Origin of the sequence: Brucella haematophila, assembly GCF_005938105.1 — a bacterium.
Lineage (GTDB): Bacteria > Pseudomonadota > Alphaproteobacteria > Rhizobiales > Rhizobiaceae > Brucella > Brucella haematophila.
Map to the genome: position 1 here is coordinate 40107 of NZ_VCPE01000005.1, position 19344 is coordinate 59450.

A 19344-nucleotide genomic window follows, 5' to 3' on the forward strand; every position below is an offset into this window, starting at 1 on the left:
CTCTAGCCAGTAATCAATCCGTTTTTAGCTCAATCAGAATATTTGCGAGCCAGCATGTCCCTTATTGATACGCGCATACCGGAACCGAAACGCTTCATCTCCGGCGCCACTGGCGACTGGGAAGTCGTCATCGGCATGGAAGTCCATGCGCAGGTCACGTCCGAGTCGAAGCTGTTCTCGGGCGCTTCCACTTCGTTCGGCGCCGATCCGAACGCCAATGTGTCTCTGGTGGATGCCGCCATGCCGGGCATGCTGCCGGTCATCAACCTGGAATGCGTCAAGCAGGCTGTCCGCACCGGCATCGGCCTCAATGCCCAGATCAATCTGAAGTCGGTCTTTGATCGCAAGAACTACTTCTACCCCGATCTGCCGCAGGGCTATCAGATTTCGCAGTTCAAGCAGCCGATTGTCGGCGAGGGCAAGATCATGATTTCGGTCGGCCCCGACAATAAGGGCCAGTTCGAAGATGTGGAAATCGGTATTGAGCGCCTGCATCTGGAGCAGGACGCGGGCAAGTCGATGCATGATCAGCATCCGACCATGTCCTATGTCGACCTGAACCGCTCTGGCGTGGCGCTGATGGAAATCGTCTCCAAGCCTGATCTGCGCTCGTCGGATGAGGCGCGCGCCTATCTGACCAAGCTGCGCACGATTGTTCGCTATCTCGGCACCTGCGACGGCAATATGGACGAAGGCTCGATGCGCGCCGACGTCAATGTTTCCGTGCGTCGTCCGGGCGGTGAATTCGGCACGCGTTGCGAAATCAAGAACGTCAACTCGATCCGCTTCGTCGGTCAGGCCATCGAATATGAAGCGCGCCGTCAGATCGGCATTCTGGAAGATGGTGGTTCCATCGATCAGGAAACGCGCCTGTTCGATCCTGTGAAGGGCGAAACCCGTTCGATGCGCTCCAAGGAAGAAGCGCATGATTACCGCTATTTCCCGGATCCTGACCTGCTGCCGCTCGAATTCGATCAGGCATTTGTGGATGCGCTGGCTGCTGAATTGCCGGAATTGCCGGATGAAAAGAAGCAGCGTCTGGTCGAGAAACAGGGTATTTCGATTTACGACGCCTCTATCCTAGTCACGGAAAAGGCGATTGCCGACTATTACGAATCTGTTGCTGCTGGTCGCGATGGCAAAGCTGCAGCCAATTGGGTCATCAACGATCTGCTCGGCGCGCTCAACAAGGCGGGCAAGAGCATCGAGGATTCGCCGGTCAGCCCTGAACAGCTTGGCGCAGTGATTGACCTCATCAAGGATGGTACGATTTCCGGCAAGATCGCCAAGGACCTGTTCGAAATCGTCTGGAACGAAGGCGGAGACCCGAAGAAGCTCGTTGAAGAACGCGGCATGAAGCAGGTCACCGACACTGGCGCCATCGAAAAGGCTGTCGATAACATCATTGCCGCCAACCCTGAGAAGGTTGAACAGGCCAAGGCCAAGCCGACGCTGGCTGGCTGGTTTGTCGGTCAGGTCATGAGGGCCACGGGCGGCAAGGCCAACCCGCAGGCTGTGAACGATCTGGTCAAGGCCAAACTCGGGATTGAAGAGTAATGTGGGTTCGAAGCGCCACCGAGGCTGATCTGAAGGCAGTTCACGAACTGCTGGTATCGACCTGGCATGCGACTTTCGACGACATTCTGGGCCGGGAGATGGTCAACGCCGTCACCGGCCAGTGGCATAGCGTTGCCGCGCTGAAAGCCAATCTGCGCAAGCCTTATTCGGAATTCATCGTCGCCGATAACGGCGAGGGTGGTATCGATGGCATGGCTTTCGCTAGCCAGTCCGAGGAAGGCAAGGCATCGCTGCATCAGCTCTATGTACGTCCAGATGTACAGGTTCAGGGTGTGGGTACGATGCTGCTCGCGGAAATCGAGATGGCTTTTCCTGATGTGCGCGCAATCAAGCTCGAAGTGATCGAGAAGAACGCCAAGGCGGTGAAGTTTTACGAGCGCAAGGGCTATGCCACGGTCGGTCGTAACGAGGACTGGGGTGATCCGAATTGCAAGGAACCGGTTCTCGTGATGGAAAAGTCGCTCGACGGCTGGAGCATGTGAAGCGCGTCTTGCCCAAGCGAAAAGCCGAAAGCTGACGTGTTTTAGCCTCTTCATACTCTTGTGACAGCGGCAACTTGACCCTTGCCTTGATCGGGCGATAGGGCCATAAGCAAGGACAAAGCGACAGTTTCGTCTGTCCGCGATGATGATGGATCTGGAAAAGGCCATGATGAAATTTCTTACGCAAGTCTTCACCTGGTGGAATGGTCAGACGCTCGGCACACGTTTGCACACATGGCGCAAAGGCGAGCGCGTCGGTGAAGACGAGTTCGGCAACATCTACTATCAGGGTGGCAAGGACTCCGAAGGTCGCACACGTCGCTGGGTCATTTTCAATGGCTATGCGGAAGCGAGCGCAATTCCCGCAGGCTGGCACGGCTGGATGCATCATCGCGTCGATACGCCGCCAAGCAAGGAAGACTACAAGCCACGCGACTGGCAGAAGCCGCATTTGCAGAACCTGACGGGTTCGCCGCTGGCTTATCGTCCCAAGGGCTCGATTGCCCGTCCGGGTACGGAACAGGCCGAACGTCCGCGCGTGACGGGCGAATATGATGCCTGGACACCGGGCAACTGAGATTGAACAAGTTTACAATCCGGCGTGATTTTCACGCCGGATTTTCTTATTTCCCGCCATGTTTTGGCTGTTTCGACTTAAAAGGCCGGGATAGACGGGTGGCGAAGGTCTGTTCCGGCCATTGCAGCTTGCAGCAGGGCAACGAATCGTCACATTTCGAGCCTAGGAACGATTCCAGTTCATTTGATCAATCTTTGATGCGGGTTTCCGTTTTGACGAAGCATTCCCCCGGCACAGCTGGCAACGGAAAAGACAAAATCAAGAAGGCTGCACATGTGGCCCTGATTTCGCTTTTTGCGGCTGTAGGCAGCTTGCATGCAGCTCAGGCAGAACGTGTTTCCAATCCGGTCGCGGAGTTTTCGGGACTGGACAAGATCACGGGCCGCATCACGACTTTTGACGTCTATATCAACGAGACGGTTCAGTTCGGCGCGCTGCAGGTGACGCCGAAGGTTTGCTATTCCCGCACTGAGAATGAAGCGCCGCGCACCGACAGTTTTGTCGAGGTTGAGGAAATTACGCTGGATCGCAAGATTCGCCGTATCTTCACCGGCTGGATGTTTGCTGACAGCCCGGGTCTCAACGCTGTTGAGCATCCGATCTATGACGTGTGGCTGAAAGACTGCAAGCAGAAGTCCGACGTTCCGGCACCGGCTGCACAGCAGAACTGATTCCAACTTTTTCCGGTCAAGTTAGAAACGGGCAATGCTCTCAAGGGCTTGCTCAAGAATTTTTTCGTATTTCTTGCGGGGAACTTCGATTGCACCGAACCGCTCTAGATGCGGCGTGGTGAATTGGGTATCGAGCAGCAGGAAGCCTTGTTTGACGAGATGCTGCACCAGAAAAGCGAGACAGACTTTTGAAGCATCGCGCTTGCGCGTGAACATGCTCTCGCCGAAAAAGGCTCTGCCGAGCGTTACGCCATAAAGGCCGCCGACCAGCTTGCCCTCGTGCCATGCCTCGACCGTATGGCAATGTCCGATTTCAAACAGTTTGCCATAAGCTTCGCGGATTGGACCATTGATCCATGTGCGCGCGCGTTCGCCGGCGCCACTGGCACATCCGTCGATGACGCCCTCGAAATCGCTGTCGAGCCTGATATCGAAAATGCCCTGCCGAATGGTCTTTTGCAGGCTGCGGGGGATATGAAATCCATCCAGCGGTATGACACCGCGTTTTTCAGGGCGTACCCAGAAGACCTCTGGATCATCCGCCTCTTCGGCCATCGGGAAAACCCCGGTGGCGTAAGCGCGCAGGAGCAATTCCGGTTCGATTGTATAGTCGTCCGGTTTTGCTCCTGCTGTCACTTATTTAAGCGCCTTCGCTCTCGGACTGGCTGGCCAGATATTTTTCCAGCCAGTGGATATCATAGGCACCATTGGCGATGTCCTGATTTCCGATCAGCTCCTGGAACAGGGGCAGGGTCGTCTTGACGCCATCCACCACAAATTCATCCAGCGCGCGACGCAGACGCATCATGCATTCAACGCGGTTGCGTCCGTGCACGATGAGCTTGCCGATGAGGCTGTCGTAATATGGTGGAATGCGGTAGCCGGAATAAACGCCGGAATCCACACGGATACCGAGGCCACCGGGCGTATGGTAGTGGGTGATGAGCCCCGGTGACGGCGTGAAGTTACGCGGGTCTTCCGCATTGATGCGGCATTCAATGGCGTGGCCAGAGAAACGCACGTCCTTCTGCTTCACCGAAAGGCCGAGACCCGCAGCAACGCGAATCTGCTCATGCACGAGATCGATGCCGGTGATGGCTTCCGTGACCGGATGTTCCACCTGCAGACGGGTGTTCATTTCAATGAAATAGAACTCGCCGTTTTCATAGAGGAATTCGATCGTGCCTGCGCCGCGATAGCCAAGCTCAGCAACGGCGTTGGCGCAGATCATGCCAATCTTGTCCCGTGCTTCCGCGTTGAGAGCCGGAGAGTTGGCTTCTTCCCAGACCTTCTGGTGACGGCGCTGCAAGGAGCAGTCGCGTTCGCCCAGATGGATCGCGTTGCCCGCACCGTCGCCCATGACCTGAACTTCGATGTGACGCGGCTTTTCGAGATACTTCTCGATATAAACGGCATCATCACCGAAAGCGGCAGCTGCTTCAGAACGTGCGGTTGCAAGAGCAATCGACAGGTCTTCCTCAGTGCGCGCCACTTTCATGCCGCGACCGCCACCACCGGCCGAAGCCTTGATGATGACCGGGAAGCCGATTTCCTTCGCCACGCGTGCCGCTTCAACATCGTCGGTGATGCCGCCATCCGAACCGGGAACGACCGGAATGCCGAGGCGCTTGGCTGTGCGCTTGGCTTCGATCTTGTCACCCATGATGCGGATATGGGAGGCGGTGGGGCCGATGAAGGTGATGTTGTGTGCTTCGAGAATTTCCGCGAACTTGGCGTTCTCGGACAGGAAGCCGTAGCCCGGATGGATCGCGTCGGCGCCGGTGATCTCGCAGGCAGCAACGATCTGATGAATGTTCAGATAGCTGTCGCGCGATGGCGGCGGGCCGATACAAACACTTTCATCTGCCAGACGGACATGCATCGCGTCGGCATCTGCCGTGGAGTGAACGGCGACCGTCTTGATGCCCAGTTCCTTACAGGCTCTGAGCACGCGAAGAGCGATTTCGCCACGATTGGCTATGAGGATCTTTTGAAACATGCGCTTGCTGCCAGTTCCCGTTTCGTGAAGTGAAGACGCGTCAAACAAGGGTTGAACGACGCTTATTCGATCACGACGAGAGGTTCGTTGTATTCAACCGGCTGGGCGTCCTCGATCAGAATAGCCTTGACCGTACCAGCGCGCGGGGCGGGGATCTGGTTCATGGTCTTCATGGCTTCGATGATGAGGAGGGTCTGGCCTTCCTTCACCTGCGTGCCGACTTCGATGAAGTTGCGTGCGCCCGGTGCCGGAGCAAGATATGCGGTGCCAACCATCGGCGACAGAACGGCGTTCTTTGCCAGTTCAGCTTTGGTCGGCTCGGCTGCTGCCGGAGCGGCGGCGGCAGGTGCTGCTGCTGCGACCGGTGCTGCGGCCGGATAGACGGTCGCTGCGGCCTGAACCGTTACATTGCGCGAAACGCGGATGCGCAAATCGCCATGTTCGATTTCGATATCGGTGAGGTCGGTATCGTTGAGGATATCCGCCAGATCGCGGATGGTTTCTTTGTCGATGACAGTGTTTTTGCTGGACATATCAGGCCCCTTTTACGCTTTGCCCGTTGTGTTCTTGTTCTTTGGCAATTGCCGCGAGCGCGCGTAGGCCGAGCAGATACCCTTCCGCGCCAAAGCCGCAAATGACGCCTTTGGCGACTGCGGATACATAAGAGTGATGCCGGAAAGCCTCACGCGTATGAATGTTCGAAAGATGCACTTCCACAACCGTGACCTTCGCTGAGCGGATCGCGTCGTGAATGGCAATTGAAGTGTGGCTGTAGGCTGCCGGATTGATCAGGACATAGGCGTCTTTCTCGCCCGCTTCCTGAATCCAGGTGACCAGATCGCCTTCATAGTTGGACTGGCGAAAATCAACTTCGAGATCAAGAGAACCGGCTTCGCGCTTGCAGGCCGCTTCAATGTCGGCGAGCGTCGCAACGCCATAAATTCCCGGTTCACGCTTTCCCAGAAGATTGAGATTGGGACCGTTTAGAACAAAAACCGTCTTTGTCATTTGTGTCCGCGCCAAATCCTTTGCAACCGATATCGTGTTACCACGAAAATTTAGTAACACTTCGCTTTCCATATAGAGAGCTTGGATGCAAGCCGAAACCCTATAATTCAGTGCAGATGTTATGCCTGACCGGTTTTTCCCGCTATTCTTTGCGAGATGCACCGGCATTGCGGCATTTTTTCTTCAAGCGCCGGTAATCACCGGTTTTTGATAAGTCTGTGCCCGATAGGCTTTCAGTCAAGAAAGCCTATCGGGCACAGGGTGTCATTTTCACTTCTTGGCGGCAGTGCGTGCGGCGGCGATTCTCTCGATAAGACCGTCGGCGCCGATGGCGCCCGGCACCAGCTCGTTGCCGATGATATAGGACGGCGTGCCGGTGATGTTGAGCTGCGTTGCCAGCTGATAAGTGTCCTGGAAAGCGCCTGTGATCGCCGGGTCCTTCATCTTTTCACGAAGTGCGGCTTCGTCAGCGCCAAGCTTGACGGCATCTGCAATGGCGGATGCTTCTGTGGCGCGTTCCTGTGCGCCGAGCAGGACACTATGAAACTCGGCATATTTTTCCGGCATCAGCGCCTTGAAGGCCTGCGCAACGATATGCGCCTTCACCGAATCCGGGCCGAGGATCGGGAATTCCTTCATGACAAAACGAACATTCGGATCGTTTTTCAGGATGGCCTGCATGTCGGGCAGGGCGCGTTTGCAATAGCCGCAATTGTAATCGAAGAATTCGTAAACGGTCACATCGCCGTTCGGATTGCCGAAAACGGCGTCATGCTGTGGATTGTAAAGTGCGCTCTGATTGGCGGTCAGAACCTTTTTGACCTGTTCCTGGGCTTCATGCGCCTGCTTGGTTTCCAGCGCGCTCTGCACTTCCAGCATCAGTTCAGGATTCTGGAGAAGATAGTTACGCACCACATTTTCAATAGCCTGCTGGTTCAGCGGTGCTTCAGCCGTCGTTGCGGCTGCGACCGGCGCAGCCGGATGGCGCGACAGACCTGCGCCATAACCAAGAGCCAGCGCGGCCAAACCGACAATGCCGCTCGCCAGCGTGATGGAAACTGCATTCTTCATCGTGAAATTCCAATCCGTTTAAAAATACGCCCTGGTCGATCTGGAAGGCTGATGCCGGGCGTTATTTGCTTTTCTTCGTACTGATAATGTCCTGCGCGCGCAACCAGTCGGGGGTTCCGGATTTCAGTTGCTTCTGTGCGCGGATCGCGAATATCTGGGCATCCTGAAGTTTGCCCGAATAGAAGTTCATGTCGGCAGTCGCAAGGTCTGCGAGACCCATGTTGCCCTGTTGGCCATAGGCTTGCGCGAGATATCCATAGCCGCCCGGGAATTCCGGATCGGAAGCGATGCCTGCTTTGATCTCCTTGATTGCCGTCGGCATGTTTGCCTTTGTGCCCGTCAGCATGAGTGCACGCCCATAGCTCATACGCAGCAGCGGAGATTTTCGCGGATCGAGCGATACGGCAGTCTGGAAAGCCTTTGCGGCGCCTGCAGCATCATTCGCCTTGATGAGAACCTCGCCACGCATTTCGTAGAAATAAGGATTCTTTGGCTGTTCCTTGATCAGGGCATCGAATTTTGGCTGGGCAGAACGCGCCGAGCCGTTCAGATAGGTGGTGATCGCACTGCCATAGCGCGCGGGAAGTCCGCCTGGATTGCCCCGGAACATACGCTGCAACTCACCCATATTGCCCGAATAGGCAGCGATCTTGGCGCGCGCCATATCATGGCGCAATTGCAGGGCAGGCGAATCCGTCTTATTGAAATTAGGGCTCTTCCTGGCCAGTTCTTCCAGATTGGCGATACGTTCGCGTGGAAGCGGATGGCTGATGCGATATTGATCGATCTGCGTGCCCGACAAGGAGAGGGCGGAGGCAAAACGCTGGAACGTGTCCAACATGCCCTTGGATGATTGCCCGGTCGCGTTGAGATAGTTGACCGCCATACGGTCGGCAGTCATTTCCTCGGTGCGCTGATAGCTGAGCAAACTGCGCATCGCCATTTCGGCGCTGCCGAGTGCGATGCCGCCACCGGCACCGGCTGCTGAACCACTGCCGGCTGCCGCGCCTGCAACACCGGCACCCACGCCAAGCAGCATGCCGATCACCGCCATGGTCCGCGCACGGCTCAACTGTTCACGCAGGCGATCCTGATGCCCGCCTGCCAGATGGCCCGCCTCATGCGCGATCACGCCGATGATCTCATTGGGCGTATCGGCCTGCATGATGGCGCCCGTGTTGATGAAAATGCGTCGACCATCGACGAAAGCGTTGAAGCTTTGCGAATTGACAAGGATGACGCGCACGCCACGGCTGGAAAGACCAGCGGCCTTCAGGATCGGTGCTGCATAATCTGCGACCAGCGCCTCGATTTCCGCGTCGCGCACAATTGGTACGCCGCGCGACTGGGCGGAGGCGGGGATAACGCCCGTAACCGCCACGGCAAGGGCCGAAAGTGCCGCCACGGAACGGCGAAAGAATCTTCCAAAGGATAAGGTCCCGGTCGGGAACGGCGCGATCAATGCTGCCATAATGGTCGTCGTCCTCCTCTTAGTTTCCGCGAATCTCGCAGTGGTTCGCTTATCGTATCGGCAAAAGGGTTCCAGTTCAGGACCTTATAGCCGTCTGGTTGCAATTTAAACGGCATATGGACAAGGCAGCATGATCTTAAAAAGCCGGATATTGGCAGTGCAATCTCTGCCGACTTTCACATCGGGTCAATTCCGATATTGTTGCCATCAACCTTTAGACCCCAATGCGCGTGAAGGCCGCGCTACAGGCGTCCTTTACAAGCAATCATCCAGAACATTGCACCCAATTTCCTAAAAGCGCTGTTGCTTTACCAATCCGGCGTTTATACGGCGGTGATAATATGTTCTGTCCATGCGGCGCTCCAGTGGGGCGCTTGCAGTGTTCTGGAGGTAAAGTTGATCAGTCTTTCAAGTCGCAGTGCGGTAGAGCCATTTCACGCCATGGATGTTCTGGCAGAGGCAAACCGCCGCCGCGCCGCAGGCCATCCGATTATTTCCATGGCAGTGGGCCAGCCCGCAGATCCGGCGCCGCAGATCGTGCGACAGGCGGCCGAGCAGGCACTGAAAGACGGACGCATTGGCTATACCGACGCTCTTGGGCTGGTTGAACTGCGTGAGGCAATTGCCGCGCATTATGCCGATCATTACGGCGTGTCCGTTTCGGCGGATCGAATAGCCGTGACGACTGGTTCTTCGGCAGCCTTCAATCTGGCTTTCGTGGTCTATTTCGATCCGGGGGACCGCGTGGCGATCACGCGCCCCGGCTATCCGGCCTATCGCAATATTCTGACGGCGCTTGGGCTGGAAGTGGTGGAAATACCAACAGGAAACGGCACGTCGGCGGCTCTGACTGCCGATGCGTTGGCCGCTGCCCACGCCGAAAAGCCATTGAAGGGTGTACTGTTTGCAAGCCCGGCCAATCCAACGGGCGCAGTGATTGCCAAGCCTGAACTGAAGGCGATCATCGATACGGCCCGTTCGCTCGGTATTCGCGTGATTTCGGACGAAATCTATCACCGGCTTTCCTATGAAACCGATGATGTGACGGCGCTCGAAATCGCCGATGATGTCACGATCATCAATTCCTTCTCGAAATATTATTGCATGACGGGTTGGCGCATCGGCTGGATGGTTTTGCCGGAGGGCGATGTTCGCGCCATCGAACGGCTGAGCCAAAGCCTTTATATTTCCGCGCCCGAACTTTCGCAGCGTGCGGCCATCGAGGCTTTCCAGGCCACAGCCGAGCTGGAACGGATCAAGGATCGCTATCGTCAGAACCGCGCAATCCTGCTTGAACATCTGCCACGCATGGGCCTGAAACTGGCAGCACCTATGGATGGCGCGTTCTACGCCTATTGCGATGTTTCGCGCTTCACCAACGATAGCATGGAATTCGCACGCAAGATGATTGCAGAGATCAATATCGCTGCAACGCCGGGCCGTGATTTTGACCCGCTGGATGGCCACCGCACCATGCGCTTTTCCTATGCTGGAAAAGTCGAGGAGATGCAGGAGGCTGTTCGCCGTCTGGAAGACTGGCTTCCGCAACAGTCAGCCTGATTAAGCGGACCAACAAAAAAACCGGCGTTTCCGCCGGTTTTTTATTTGTGCAATTGGGCAGGGCTTAGAAGAAACCCTTCTTTTGCCACCAGCCGCCGCGCTTCGGCTTCTGCTCGTCGCTATCGCTCGACGTGACGACAGGTTCGGTCTGCTTGGCCGGTTCTTCGATCACAGCCACTTCGGCTTCAGCCTCAACGGCAACAGCTTCTTCGACCTCGGCAACGGGCTTGGCCGCTGCCTTACGCGTGCGGCGCTTCGGCTTTTCAGCTTCGACAGCTTCAGGCGCTTCTACGGCTTCCGGTTCGGTTGCAGCGTCATCAGCCTTTTTGCGAGACCGGGTGTTCTTCCGGGCTGGCTTGGCTGGCGCTTCTTCAACCTCCGCTGCCACAACTTCTTCTGCAGCTTCCTCAGTTTTTGCAGACTTGCGGGCACGCGGCTTGCGGACAGTCTTCGCTGGCTTTTCAGCTTCAACCGGGGCTTCGGCAGCTTCCGTTGCGACGGCAACTGCTTCCACAACCTCAACGATTTCGGCCTTGGCAGCCACGACTTCGGCAGTGGCGGCTTCAATAGCGGCTTCGACCTTCACAGGCAGAACAGGCGTGTAGCCGACGAATTCCGGATCCGGAACCTTGCGACCGCGCACTTCGTCTTCACGACGGTTCTTGCGTCCGCCACGACGGCCACGACGACGCTTCTTGCGGCGATCATCGTCGCTCAATGCGGCATCCGAACGGGCTTCAGAAGCCTCGTCGCCATCTTCCGCATCGTCATCCGCTTCATCAGAAGCAGCATCGTCCTGAGCGGTCTGTTCGCGGCTATCGCGATCCTTTCCGCCACGACGACGGCGACGACGGCGACGCTTGCGATCGCCTTCTTCGCTGCGTTCTTCACGGGCCGGTGCTTCGGCCTTGACGTCTTCTTCTTCCTCGTCTTCCTCAACCGGAATTTCAGGATCTTCGAAGTCGTCTTCAATATAAGCCATCGGCTGGACAGGCGGCTGCGTCACCGGACGGGTGGACGGCGCGCCCTTGTCGATAGCGAAATGCTGGTGACCGACACTTTCGTCGGCGTCGATGCTGATGGCAACGCCGAAACGGCCCTCGAGATCGGCAAGCAACTGACGCTTGTGGTTCAGCACATAAAGGGCCGAAGCCGCTGGCGTGCGAACATTGATGTCAAAGCCTGAATGGCGCAGCAGATAATCTTCGATGCCGCGAATGATGTGCAGCGCCATCGAAGAATCTGAGCGGACATGTCCGGTGCCGCCGCAATGCTGGCAGACCTGCATCGTGCTTTCGAGCACGGATGCACGGATGCGCTGGCGCGACATTTCAAGAAGGCCGAAATGCGAGATACGACCAACCTGAATGCGGGCGCGGTCGTCCTTCAGGCAGTCCTTCATCTTCTTTTCGACAGCGCGGTTATTGCGCTTTTCTTCCATGTCGATGAAGTCGACGACGATCAAACCGGCAAGGTCGCGCAGACGCAGCTGGCGCGCCACTTCCTCGGCTGCCTCCAGATTGGTCTGGAGCGCGGTGTCTTCGATGGAATGTTCGCGTGTCGAACGACCGGAGTTGACGTCGATGGCAACCAGCGCTTCCGTCTGGTTGATGATCAGATAGCCACCCGATTTCAACGTCACCTGCGGCAACAGCATGCGGTCGAGCTGGGCTTCGACGCCATTGCGGGTGAAGATCGGCACCTGTTCGCGGTATGGCTGAACCACCTTGGCATGGCTCGGCATGAGCATGCGCATGAAATCCTTGGCCTCGCGATAGCCGTTCTCGCCGGAAACGAGGATTTCCGTGATGTCCTTGTTATAAAGGTCGCGGATCGAGCGCTTGATCAGGCTGCCTTCTTCATAGACGAGGGAAGGCGCCGTCGACTGCAAGGTCAGCGTGCGGACATTTTCCCAAAGGCGCATCAGATATTCGTAGTCGCGCTTGACTTCCGCCTTGGTGCGATTGGCGCCAGCGGTACGCAGGATCACGCCCATGCCCTGCGGCACTTCGAGTTCCTTGACGATTTCCTTCAGGCGCTTGCGGTCCTGTGGCTGGGTGATTTTGCGCGAAATGCCGCCGCCACGCGCGGTGTTCGGCATCAAAACCGAATAGCGACCGGCCAGCGACAGATAGGTGGTGAGAGCTGCGCCCTTGTTGCCGCGCTCTTCCTTGACCACCTGCACCAGCAGAATCTGGCGGCGCTTGATCACTTCCTGAATGTTGTATTGGCGGCGATGGGTGCGGGTATGCGTCGGCAGTTCTTCCAGCGCATCTTCCGAACCGACCGATTCGACCATGTCTTCTTCATGTTCGATATCGTCTTCGTCGCCATTGTCGACGGCTTCGGAAATCACGTCGCCCTTATGCGACAGGGCGCTTGCGGGCGTTCCCGGCACATAGTTTGCGAAGCCAGGGCCGACAGGCTCTGCTGCAGGCAGGCCGTTATCCGAGGTGCTGGCCTGCGCCTTGTTCTGGTTGTCGCGACCGCCGCGGCGGCGATTACGACGCGAGCGGTCGTTCGACCGTTCACCCGAGCGCTCGCCAGACCGTTCGCTCTTGGCGCGCGGCTCGTCGTCATCGTCGTCTTCGGCGCGCTGCGCCTTGGCTTCCGCTTCGAGCAGAGCCAGACGGTCGGCGACCGGAATCTGATAATAATCGGGATGGATTTCCGAAAAGGCGAGGAAACCATGACGGTTGCCGCCATATTCCACAAACGCAGCCTGAAGCGAAGGTTCGACGCGCGTGACCCGCGCGAGGTAAATATTGCCTTTCAGCTGCTTCTTGTGTTCCGACTCGAAGTCGAATTCTTCAATCTTGTTGCCGCGCGTGACGATGACGCGGGTTTCCTCCGGGTGGGAGGCATCGATGAGCATTTTGTTGGACATTATTGTCTTTCCTGCCGGCGCGAAGACGCAAAACACGTGCGCCGGACGAAGCCCTGAAGGCTGCCGACCTAACCGTATTGCATCTGCCGGATGGTTCTGGGTTCGCCGGAACATAAGCTGTTGCCTGTACGCGCGACGGCCTCGTGGCGATCACGGTCTTCAGGCTTGCAATGGTCAGTCTTACTAGACCCATAGCTGTTCCGAACGAAACGACCTCAATATATGACCCGGAGACCGGGCCGATTTCGTTGCTCTTCTCGAGCGTTAAAGCGCCGTGCGTCCATCTGGGCGCACAAGGACACCTTAAATTCTCAAATCCACGCACCGTTCTATCCTGAAGCCAGACCCGGCTTTAAGCTCGATGCGGTGGCGACAGCGCGTAACAATGCGCAATCGACCAATCAAAAGTGGAGGGCGGGGGAGCCACATCTCCACTGAATTCTGTTCCGGCTACCGGGACTGTGAGCGCATAAACCACTGTTCTCGCTCTCGTTCTCTCCGGTCATATTCAAAAACCGGCAAACGATTCTGACAGCTAACCCGTAACCTGCATTAGCTTTTATGGCGTCGGATGCATGATGACAAGTACGAATATCAGTTGACATCCGCATCGCAATTTCGTCGTAACCCGAGTGTAGGTGATATTCGCGGCTCAATTGCGGCTGGAAATCCTTCGTTAACCGTAGTTCTGTACGACAGTTTGAAGAGTTGCGTGCAGCGGGTCGGATGGACAATCGCGCATTGAGGCGCACATAAAACGCGCTGGCATCGCTATTTGGTGTCACCAATTCAATTTTAGTCGATCGTGTGGCGAATGCATTTTCGAAACGGTGAAAAAGCAACGACAATCTCTTCGGGCGTGCGGCAATGGCTCGCGCTTGCAATGTTTTTCTTTGTTGGTCTCTTTCACATCGGTGCCGCTCTGGCAGCCGAGCAGAACGACAAACCGCTCACGGCACTCACCTTTCGCATGGCTGGCGATGATCTGCGCACCCGCATCGTCGTGATGTTCGATCGTGAGCCGACGCTGACCACGCGTCTCTTCGACAATCCGCATCGTCTGGTGATTGAGCTGCCGGAAACCCGTTTCGGTTTCGACGAAAAGAGCGTCGAACCCCGTGGTCTTGTTTCCCATGTCCGCTATGGATTGGCCGGGAAGGGGCGTTCGCGCCTCATTTTGACCTTGCGCGGCCCCTTCAAGGTTGAAGACCTACGCGTTTTGAAAAATGAAAGCGCATCGGGCTATCGTCTCGTTGCGGATATTGTCGCAACTTCCGACCGCGAATTCACGGCGCAACTGCAAGGGCGCTCTGAAATCACCAGTTCCACCGAGCGCAAGTCGACGACAGCTCCAGACGCGGGCAAAAACGAGCCTCGCCCCTTCACGGTGATGATTGATCCGGGGCATGGCGGCATCGACAGCGGTGCCGAGAGCCTGAGCGGCATCAAGGAAAAAGACCTGACGCTGGCCTTCGGTATCGAATTGCGTGACCGGCTGGCGCAGGAAAAGAATATTCAGGTCCTGATGACCCGTGACGATGATACCTATCTTCGTCTTTCCGAACGTGTTCGCATTGCGCGCCAGCATGAGGCCGATCTGTTCATCTCCATCCATGCGGATACGATCAACCAAAACGATATTCGCGGCGCGACGGTTTATACCATTTCGGACAAGGCATCGGATGCCGTGGCGCGCGCAATGGCGGAGCGTGAAAACAAATCCGACAATCTAGGGGGCGCTGCGCCGGATGAAATGCCGGAAGTTGCCGATATCCTGCTCGATCTCACGCGGCGCGAGACCCATACATTCTCGCTGAGCTTTGCGGAAAAAGTGATCACACATTTGCAGGGGCAGGTGAATCTCATCAACAACCCGCATCGTTTCGCAGGGTTTCAGGTCCTGCGCGCGCCGGACGTGCCTTCGGTGCTGATCGAGATAGGCTATCTGTCCAATGCAGAAGACGAAAAACTGATAAGCAATCCGGAATGGCGCAAAAAATTAGCTGACCGTCTTGCATTAGCAATTAAGTCGTTCGAAACATTACGGCGACCGGCTATTGTAACGAAAGGTTGATGGTCACCATAACGATGCACGCATGCAACAGTTTGTCGTATTTTTGTACGGGGATCGAGCGTAATGGCGTTAATTCTGTTAAAACCGACAAACGATCTTGCGTTTGACGCATTTGGTGGTCACTAAGCCTTAGTATCATGAGACCTTGCGAGGCTCGTGGGTTGGCGGTTGGCGCTTTGACGCTTATCATGGGACTAATCTGACGGCAGGATTCTGCGAATATGGTAAGGCTTATCGGATATTTCTTCGGAATTGGAACGGTGCTGTTGCTCCTGGTGGCAGGCGGCGTTGCCCTTTACGTGGGAAGCCTTTCCAAGGATTTGCCCGATTATGAGGTGCTCGCGAAGTACGAGCCCCCGGTGATGACCCGCGTTCACGCGTCGGATGGTAGCCTGATGGCAGAATTCGCACGCGAACGCCGTATGTATCTGCCGATCCAGGCTGTGCCGAACCGGGTCAAGGCTGCATTCATCTCCGCCGAAGACAAGACCTTCTACGAGCATCATGGCCTCGATTTCGGTGGTCTGGCACGTGCTGTTCTCACCAACGTCAAGAATATGGGCTCAGGTCGTCGTCCGATGGGCGCGTCGACTATCACGCAGCAGGTGGCGAAGAACTTCCTGCTGTCCTCGACCCAGACCTATGACCGCAAGATTCGCGAAGCTATCCTGGCCATGCGTATCGAGCAGGCCTATTCGAAGGATCGCATTCTCGAACTTTACCTGAATGAAATTTTCTTTGGCCTCGGTTCTTACGGTATTGCCAGCGCAGCACTGACTTATTTCGACAAGTCGGTTGGCGAGCTGAACATCGCTGAAAGCGCATACCTCGCTGCGCTCCCGAAAGGCCCGAACAATTATCATCCCTTCCGTCAGCCAGCTCGCGCTCTGGAGCGCCGCAACTGGGTGATCGATCGTATGGCCGAAAACGGCTACATCACGACGGCGGAAGCGGAAGACGCCAAGAAGCAGCCGCTCGGCGTCACTTCGCGCAGCGATACAAACTACGTCTTCGCATCGGAATATTTCACTGAAGAAGTGCGTCGCCAGATCATTCAGAAATATGGTGTCGATGCCCTTTATGAAGGTGGACTGTCCGTCCGCACGACGCTGAACCCGACCTTGCAGGCCGAAGCGCGCAAGTCGCTGCAATCAGCGCTGCTGCGCTATGATGAAGCGCGCGGCTGGCGCGGTCCGCTGAAGAATGTCGAACTCGGCAATGACTGGGGCACGGCCTTTGGCGACATGCAGTCCTATTCGGATGTTCCGGAATGGCAGCTCGCCATTGTGCTCAATGTTTCCGCAGCAGGCGCCGATATCGGCCTTCAACCGCAAATCGAAGCGACCGGATCGCGCAGCAAGGAACGCAAGCGCGCCTTTATCTCTGCCGATGACATGAAGTGGGCAATGCGCGTCACCAATATTGCTGGAAAACGCAGCAGCGCGAAGTCGCCTGAGGGTGTGCTCAACACCGGCGACATCATCTATGTGGCGAAAGAAGGCAACGGTTACCGGTTGCAGCAGCCGCCGAAGCTTGAAGGCGCGCTTGTCGCCATGGACCCGCATACGGGCCGCGTTCTGTCGATGGTCGGCGGCTTCTCCTATGCGGAGTCGGAATTCAACCGCGCCACGCAGGCCTATCGCCAGCCGGGTTCGTCGTTCAAGCCGTTCGTCTATTCGGCAGCACTCGATAATGGTTATACGCCGGCATCCGTGGTTCTCGACGGTCCGCTGGAAGTTAACCAGGGCGGCTCGCTCGGCGTCTGGGCTCCGAAGAACTATTCGGGCAAGTTCGCCGGTCCGTCTACGCTTCGCTACGGTATCGAGCAGTCGCGTAACGTCATGACCGTGCGTCTGGCGCAGGATATGGGCATGAAGCTCGTCGCTGAATATGCCGAACGGTTCGGCGTTTACGACAAGATGCTGCCGGTTCTCTCCATGTCGCTCGGTGCTGGTGAAACCACCGTGCTGCGCATGGTGACGGCCTATTCGGTTATCGCCAATGGCGGCCAGAGCATCACTCCGTCGATGATCGACCGCATTCAGGACCGCTACGGCAAGACCGTGTTCAAGCATGATGCGCGTCAGTGCGAAGGTTGCAATGCGCAGGATTGGGCCAATCAGGAAGAACCGACCCTGATCGACAATCGCGATCAGGTGCTGGATCCGATGACCGCCTATCAGATCACATCGATGATGGAAGGCGTTGTTCAGCGCGGTACGGCACAGATTCTGAAAAGCCTTGACCGTCCGCTGGCTGGCAAGACCGGCACGTCCAATGACGAAAAGGATGCGTGGTTCGTCGGCTTTACGCCTGACCTCGTGGTTGGCGTCTTCATGGGTTACGACACGCCGACATCGCTCGGACGCGGCGGCACCGGTGGTGGCCTTGCTGCGCCTGTGTTCAAGTCGTTCATGGAACAGGCTCTGGCCGGAACGCCCAAGGTGGACTTCCGCGTGCCGGAAGGCATGACGCTGATTGCGATCAACCGCAAGACCGGCATGCGCACCAATGAGGGCGATCCGAACCTCATCATGGAAGCATTCAAGCCGGGCACAGGCCCGTCTGACAGCTATTCGGTCATCGGTATGGATTCGTTCCGCGAAGGCTCGCCTGTCGCACCGCAATCCCCGCAGGCCACGCGCGCGATCAGCTCCGGTTCCGGCGGACTTTACTGATTGGAATAAAGGGCTTTTCCCTTTACACGGCGGGGCGTCGTCACTATGGTCCGCGGCGCTTGGACAGACTGTCCGATGCTGGAAATGACGAGCCGGGCTTTGCGTTCGGCTTGGTTTTCCCACCGAAATACGAATTACTGAAGGAACGATTTGCCCATGCGCGCGGAAATCGAGACGCTGGTTGACGAAATCAAGCAGGCCATAAGCCTGCTGAGGAGGCATCTTTGACTGGGATCAGGCGATAAAACGTCTCGGCTATCTCAATCAGAGAGCCGAAGATCCCACACTTTGGAATGATGCCCAGGAAGCCCAGAAGCTGATGCGTGAGCGCCAGCAGCTGGAAGACAGCATTAACGGCATCAATCAGCTTACCCAGACATTGAACGACAGTATCGAACTCATTGCCATGGGCGAAGAGGAAGGCGACAAGTCGATCATCGAGGATGCGGAAAAGACTATCCGCGAACTCAAGGTCGAGATTGATCGTCGCCAAATCGACATGCTTCTGTCAGGCGAAGCCGATGCAAACGACACCTATGTCGAAGTGCATGCCGGTGCCGGCGGTACGGAAAGCCAGGACTGGGCGTCGATGCTGCTGCGCATGTATACGCGCTGGGCGGAACGCAACGGCCGCAAGGTCGAGGTGATGGAAGTGCACGAAGGCGAAGAAGCGGGCATCAAGTCTGCGACCATTCTCGTCAAGGGACACAACTCATACGGCATGATGAAGACCGAATCAGGCGTTCATCGTCTGGTCCGCATCTCGCCTTATGACTCCAACGCCCGCCGCCATACGTCCTTCGCCAGCATCTGGGTCTATCCCGTCATCGATGACAACATCGATGTGCAGGTGACGGAAGCTGACGTTCGCATCGATACCTATCGTGCATCGGGTGCGGGTGGACAGCACGTCAACACGACTGACTCTGCTGTGCGTATCACGCATATCGCGACCGGTATTGTGGTGCAGTGTCAGGCGGAACGTTCGCAGCACAAGAACCGTGAAAAAGCATGGTCCATGCTGCGCGCGCGTTTGTACGAGGAAGAGCTGAAGAAGCGCGAAGAAGCGACCGACGCAGCCAATGCCACCAAGACCGAAATCGGCTGGGGGCATCAGATTCGGTCCTACGTTCTGCAGCCATACCAGTTGGTGAAAGATCTGCGCACCGGCGTTGAAAGCACCAATCCGCAGGAAGTGCTGGACGGCGCGGTAACACCTTTCATGGAAGCGGCGCTAGCCCATCGTATTCAGGGCGGTGGCGAGATGATTGACGATATCGACTGATAT

The 19344-nt window shown here is 56.8% G+C and carries 15 protein-coding genes and 1 pseudogene; 9 read left to right on the forward strand and 7 right to left on the reverse strand.

The features are described 5' to 3' along the window. The first annotated feature begins 54 nt into the window (after positions 1-54). The 4 genes from gatB (at position 55) to FGI60_RS09650 (ending at position 3308) form a co-directional block, all read left to right on the forward strand. Positions 55-1557, forward strand: coding sequence for an Asp-tRNA(Asn)/Glu-tRNA(Gln) amidotransferase subunit GatB (gatB, locus tag FGI60_RS09635; protein ID WP_138785002.1), 1503 nt, complete (start codon positions 55-57; stop codon positions 1555-1557). After that, the gene (locus tag FGI60_RS09640) at positions 1557-2060 is read left to right on the forward strand and encodes a GNAT family N-acetyltransferase (protein ID WP_138785003.1); all 504 of its coding nucleotides are present in this window, start codon (positions 1557-1559) and stop codon (positions 2058-2060) included. Before gatB ends, FGI60_RS09640 begins: the two co-directional genes overlap by 1 nt. 166 nt (positions 2061-2226) lie before the next feature. After that, positions 2227-2637, forward strand: a complete 411-nt coding sequence (locus tag FGI60_RS09645) for an NADH:ubiquinone oxidoreductase subunit NDUFA12 (protein WP_078338649.1) — start codon at positions 2227-2229, stop codon at positions 2635-2637. A 197-nt stretch (positions 2638-2834) separates the two neighbouring features. After that, positions 2835-3308: a DUF2155 domain-containing protein gene (locus FGI60_RS09650; protein WP_078338511.1), complete on the forward strand. Its 474-nt coding sequence runs from the start codon at positions 2835-2837 to the stop codon at positions 3306-3308. A 21-nt stretch (positions 3309-3329) separates the two neighbouring features. Here FGI60_RS09650 and aat read toward each other — a convergent pair whose 3' ends face one another. The 6 genes from aat to FGI60_RS09680 all read right to left on the reverse strand — a co-directional run bounded on the left by aat (position 3330) and on the right by FGI60_RS09680 (position 8857). Next, the gene (aat, locus tag FGI60_RS09655) at positions 3330-3899 is read right to left on the reverse strand and encodes a leucyl/phenylalanyl-tRNA--protein transferase (RefSeq protein WP_138785182.1); all 570 of its coding nucleotides are present in this window, start codon (positions 3897-3899) and stop codon (positions 3330-3332) included. Positions 3900-3948: 49 nt separating this feature from the next. Beyond that, positions 3949-5307: an acetyl-CoA carboxylase biotin carboxylase subunit gene (gene accC / locus FGI60_RS09660; RefSeq protein WP_138785004.1), complete on the reverse strand. Its 1359-nt coding sequence runs from the start codon at positions 5305-5307 to the stop codon at positions 3949-3951. Between the two features lie 62 nt (positions 5308-5369). Continuing rightward, positions 5370-5840 (reverse strand): acetyl-CoA carboxylase biotin carboxyl carrier protein, encoded by a 471-nt coding sequence (gene accB, locus FGI60_RS09665; RefSeq protein WP_138785005.1) that lies wholly within the window; start codon positions 5838-5840, stop codon positions 5370-5372. A 1-nt stretch (position 5841) separates the two neighbouring features. Further along, a complete protein-coding gene (aroQ, locus tag FGI60_RS09670) occupies positions 5842-6315 on the reverse strand; it encodes a type II 3-dehydroquinate dehydratase (RefSeq protein ID WP_138785006.1) in 474 nt (157 codons plus the stop codon). 270 nt (positions 6316-6585) lie between these two features. Next, positions 6586-7386: a DsbA family protein gene (locus tag FGI60_RS09675; protein WP_138785007.1), complete on the reverse strand. Its 801-nt coding sequence runs from the start codon at positions 7384-7386 to the stop codon at positions 6586-6588. A gap of 61 nt (positions 7387-7447) precedes the next feature. Then, entirely contained in the window at positions 7448-8857 is a 1410-nt protein-coding gene (locus FGI60_RS09680; RefSeq protein ID WP_138785008.1) for a M48 family metalloprotease, read from the reverse strand. 396 nt (positions 8858-9253) lie between these two features. Between FGI60_RS09680 and FGI60_RS09685 the strand changes: the two genes are divergently transcribed. Further along, a complete protein-coding gene (locus FGI60_RS09685; RefSeq protein ID WP_138785009.1) occupies positions 9254-10417 on the forward strand; it encodes a pyridoxal phosphate-dependent aminotransferase in 1164 nt (387 codons plus the stop codon). Between the two features lie 64 nt (positions 10418-10481). On the opposite strand, the gene FGI60_RS09690 is transcribed toward FGI60_RS09685, so the two are convergent. Next, positions 10482-13304, reverse strand: coding sequence for an Rne/Rng family ribonuclease (locus FGI60_RS09690; RefSeq protein WP_138785010.1), 2823 nt, complete (start codon positions 13302-13304; stop codon positions 10482-10484). Between the two features lie 2 nt (positions 13305-13306). Here FGI60_RS09690 and FGI60_RS09695 point away from each other — a divergent pair. The 4 genes and pseudogenes from FGI60_RS09695 to prfB all read left to right on the forward strand — a co-directional run. Beyond that, positions 13307-13486 (forward strand): annotated as a pseudogene (locus FGI60_RS09695) (hypothetical protein); the annotation flags it as partial. A 632-nt stretch (positions 13487-14118) separates the two neighbouring features. Continuing rightward, positions 14119-15378, forward strand: a complete 1260-nt coding sequence (locus FGI60_RS09700; RefSeq protein ID WP_138785011.1) for an N-acetylmuramoyl-L-alanine amidase — start codon at positions 14119-14121, stop codon at positions 15376-15378. A 221-nt stretch (positions 15379-15599) separates the two neighbouring features. Continuing rightward, positions 15600-18056 carry a penicillin-binding protein 1A gene (locus tag FGI60_RS09705; protein WP_138785012.1) on the forward strand — a complete coding sequence of 819 codons (2457 nt, stop codon included), beginning with the start codon at positions 15600-15602 and terminating at the stop codon, positions 18054-18056. A gap of 156 nt (positions 18057-18212) precedes the next feature. Continuing rightward, a protein-coding gene (gene prfB / locus FGI60_RS09710) for a peptide chain release factor 2 (RefSeq protein WP_138785013.1) occupies positions 18213-19341 on the forward strand; the annotation gives its coding sequence in 2 pieces (ribosomal slippage) (positions 18213-18281 and positions 18283-19341; 1128 coding nt in all). The last annotated feature ends 3 nt before the right edge of the window (positions 19342-19344 follow it).